The sequence below is a fragment of the Oleiphilus sp. HI0128 genome (genome assembly GCF_001635365.1).
In genome coordinates this window covers 1-4,303 of sequence record NZ_LWGG01000620.1, presented here as the reverse complement: position 1 = coordinate 4,303, position 4,303 = coordinate 1, and the positions used below count along the sequence as shown (strand labels likewise).

Annotated in this window: 3 protein-coding genes; 2 read left to right on the top strand and 1 reads right to left on the bottom strand. The window is 45.8% G+C overall.

What is annotated here, in order from left to right:
- The coding region (locus tag A3763_RS07855) for an OapA family protein (RefSeq protein ID WP_369823099.1) at positions 1-1,358 on the top strand (1,358 nt) is incomplete at its 5' end.
- 20 nt (positions 1,359-1,378) lie between these two features.
- On the top strand, positions 1,379-2,488 hold the full coding sequence (locus tag A3763_RS07850) for an anhydro-N-acetylmuramic acid kinase (protein ID WP_068513055.1): 1,110 nt from the start codon (positions 1,379-1,381) through the stop codon (positions 2,486-2,488).
- On the opposite strand, the gene A3763_RS07845 is transcribed toward A3763_RS07850, so the two are convergent.
- Positions 2,476-4,128 carry an NAD(P)/FAD-dependent oxidoreductase gene (locus tag A3763_RS07845; RefSeq protein ID WP_082880411.1) on the bottom strand — a complete coding sequence of 551 codons (1,653 nt, stop codon included), beginning with the start codon at positions 4,126-4,128 and terminating at the stop codon, positions 2,476-2,478. The two genes, A3763_RS07850 and A3763_RS07845, sit on opposite strands and share 13 nt — an antisense overlap.
- Positions 4,129-4,303: the final 175 nt, after the last annotated feature.

Here is a 4,303-nt window from a genome sequence, read left to right as displayed (position 1 = left end):
AGCAATTAATTAAAGCAGGCCAGACGTTGATTCACGCCTTTCCAAAAAAGCACATGATAGCCGCCAGCCTCACCGGCGCGGTAATGACACTTGTACTTGCACTGAGCCCTAGCAGCAAAGTCAATGCAACCAGAACGTCCATCGAGATTGATCTAGATAACCAGGTTTTGTCTAGCAGCGAGAGCGTTAAAGCATTAAACACGCAAGAGCCCAGCCAGCAGCCCCTGATTGCCAGCCCAACGCCTAAAGTCGAAAACTGGCAGAGTTTTGATATCAAATCAGGCAATACATTATCAACACTGTTTGCTAAAGCCGGGTACAACGATAAAATCATGTACTCCGTTATACACTCGTCGAAAGCTGCAAAGCAGATTGCTAACATTTACCCTGGCGAAAAAATCGCCTTTCTTAACGATGAGAACGAGCAACTTTCCCAAATCAAACTGGTTCGCTCCCCCCTTAAGTCAATTGTATTTAAACGGGATGAAAACAATTCTTTCACTAAAGAAGTTGTTACTCGCACCCCGGATATTCATATCGCCTACGGTGAGGGAACTATAGAAAGCTCATTATTCCTTGCAGGGCAAAAGGCCGGGCTCTCACAGTCGCAGATTATGGAGCTAGCCAATATTTTCGGCTGGGATATCGACTTCATTTTAGATATCCGCTCCGGCGACAAGTTCAACCTAATCTATGAAGAGTTATACCTAGACGGAGAAAAGTACAAAAACGGCAGAATTTTAGCGGCCAACTTCCACAACCGTGAACGAGAACTTTCTGCCGTCCTCTATGAACAAGAAAACGGCATTAGTAATTACTTTACTCCTGACGGAAAAAGCATGCGGAAGGCCTTTATCAGAACGCCTGTCGACTTCGCTCGCATCTCCTCACGCTTCAACCTGCGTCGCAAGCACCCTATTCTACATAAAATCAGAGCGCACAAAGGCACTGACTACGCCGCGGCGACCGGCACGCCAATCAAAGCTACTGGTGACGGCAAGGTTATTCATGCAGCCAGAAAAGGTGGTTACGGTAAAACTGTCATCATCCAACACGGACAAAGCATCACCACTCTTTATGCTCACATGAATGGCTACGCACGCGGCATCCGCTCGGGCAAGCGCGTTAAGCAAGGCCAAATCATTGGCTATGTCGGTAGCACAGGACGTTCAACAGGGCCCCATCTTCATTATGAATTTAGAGTTAACGGTGTCCACAAAAACTCTCTAAAGGTGAAACTGCCACACGCGAGCCCTATCCCTAAAAAGGAGCTTGCTCGCTTTAAGAAAGCAACACACTCACACTTGGCACAGCTCGAGACCTTTTCAGAAAGTTATCAAGTCGCCTCTAATCAGTAAGTACAGATAGAGTCCCTGATATGGCAGACAAACTATATATAGGCGTCATGTCTGGCACCAGCATGGACGGAATCGATACCGTCCTTGCCTCAATATCTGAAAACAAAACCACCGGCATTGAATCATTTAGCGCACCATTTTCAAGCTCGCTTAAGTCGAAACTTCAGTCATTGTCACTACCAGGCGACAATGAGATAGACCGCCTTGGCGAAGCCAGTGTCGAGCTAGGTGAAGCTATTGCGGAAACCGTGAACGATTTACTCAAGAAAGCCAACAAGAATAGTAGCGATGTTTGCGCCATCGGTTGTCACGGACAAACAATCAGACACCGCCCTGAGTCAAGCAAACCCTTTTCACTCCAGATAGGCGACCCAAGTACAATCGCCCACATCACTAATATCACGACGATTACCGATTTCAGAATGGCAGATATGGCCGCGAAGGGGCAAGGCGCACCATTAGTCCCCGCATTTCACCAAGCAGTATTTGGCGACTCAAACGAAACGAGAATCGTTGCCAATATTGGCGGCATCGCGAACATTTCAGTGCTCTCAAAAACAAAGAACAAGCTATCCGGCTACGACACAGGCCCCGGAAATATGCTTATGGACCTATGGATTCAAAGCCGCTTAAAGAAAGCGTACGATCATAATGGCGACTGGGCGAGCACAGGGTCTGTTATCGAAGATTTATTACAGGGTTTTCTCGACGAGCCCTATTTCAAACAAACAGCACCCAAAAGCACCGGTAAAGAACTGTTTAACTCAGCATGGATAGCCAATAAGATTGCAAACAGCACATTCCAAAGCGAAGATATTCAGCGCACGCTACTCGAGCTAACGGCCAGCACAATTAGTAACAGCATCATCACCAGCACTAATGGTGATGGCTGCGACATCTTCGTCTGCGGCGGCGGCATCAATAATCAACTACTAATGACTCGCCTCCAAAACCTGCTTCCAAGCTATCGCTTAAGTTCAACCCTCGACCTGGGAATAGACCCGCAATTGGTTGAGGCCAGCGCTTTCGCCTGGTTAGCAAGACAAACACTGAACAACCTGCCAGGCAATGCCTGCTCCGTTACGGGAGCAAGCAAGAGCAAAATATTAGGTGGAATTTACCCCGCTTGAAGCGATTCCTTCGAAGCCTCTTCCGTATTTTGTTCTGGCTGCCACTTCTTTATTAACCCCATAACCTTGTAGCCTTTTACCCCCATCATTGCGCTAGCAGTCATCACACCTGCCATCAATGCGCCACCAACACCCGCAGTCACTACATCAGCACCGGTAAGGTAGAAGTTTTTAATCGGCGTTACCGGATGCAACCACGCCTGTTCAAAGCGCTCTACGCTATGGTCAATACCATAAATCTCGCCTTCTTCATTCCATTGAAACCATTGAGTCGAAAGCGGCGTCGAAAGCTCAACATAATCAAGAGCATCTTTTAATTGTGGCATTTGCTCGTAAAGCATATTCATCAATTTTTCAGTAAGCTTCACCTTAAGCGCTTCGTACTCTTCCCCGCGCTTATTCCAGGTCGACCCTTCCCATTCCGCAAACCACTCTGGCTTACAGGGTGCTACAATCTCTGCCGTAGACTTTCCAGGATAGCGTTCATTCCAGCTTGGATCTTTTGCTGAAGGAAAAGAAATATAGGTAAGCGGCAGTTCTGCTTCCAAGCTCTCATTGAACTTACTTACATTGTCATCATGATCACTCGTCGGGTATATCCAGAAGTTTTTCTTAGGTATCCCTAATTCTTTTGCCGTACCTTTAAAGCCCGCGTAAATACATATATGCGACGAGGAAATCTCCACTCTTTCTAACAACTTATTCAGTTTATGCTTTTTGATAGCCGACTCTGGCAGCAATTTATTCACCGTGGGATATAAACCAGCGCAACTTACCACTGCATCAGCCGTAATTTCCTGACCTTTCTTCAGCCTTACGCCATAAGCTTTATTGTTTTTGATGAGAATTTCATCCACACCAGCATAGGTAAAGACATTTCCTCCTGAACGCTGAATCACTGGAATAATTGTCTCTGCAATTTTTGCTGCCCCCCCAACCGGGTAACTACCACCATTCAAGTAATGCTTCGCCACCATCGCATGCATCATGAATGATGCTTTCTTAGGAGGTAAACCATAATCCCCCCACTGAGCGGTTAAGACGCCGATAAGTTCTTCGTTATCAGTAAGCTCTTTCAGCACCTCGTAAGTTGTTTTATAGAAATAATCCGGAAGAAATTTATGGCGAACGCGGTTATAGAGCAAACCTGCCATTCTGGGCATTGCCTGTCCGGCAAAGAATTTTGGCACAAGAGAGCTTACCCTATATAGAAGCTCCACATACTTATCGATAGCTTCAGTCTCTGATGGAAAATTCTTCTTCATCTCGTCTTTGAAAGCGTCTTTTCCCGCTAGGTAGTTATACTCTTTACCGCCTATAATCACTTGATCGAAAAGCGGGTCCATCTCTTCCCATTTGAGCTGACCATCTGTGATCACATCAAACAAACGGCGCAGCACCGTCCAAGGCTTATGAACCTCACCAATATAATGAACACCAACATCCCACTCATAACCATTGCGCTCATAGGCGTGCGTGTAGCCACCTGCGGTATAGTGCTGTTCTAGCACACAAACCTTCTTTCCCAACTTTGAGAGTAAGGCCGCATTTGCCAGGCCACCTATTCCGGAACCAATAACAATCACATCATAATGATCATCTGCTTTGTTTTTTCTATATCGAGTTCCAGTTCGCACCATTATTTCTCTCCACTGCATCAATCAGTCAAAAACACAAAAAACCAAGCTCACGACAAGCTCATTATTTCGACATATTACCTCGCAAACAAATTATTATGCAACTTATTGCATATTGAAAAATAATATATACTAGCCAATGTCTATTCAATTTAGAGCTGAGCCATGTCCTTAAAAC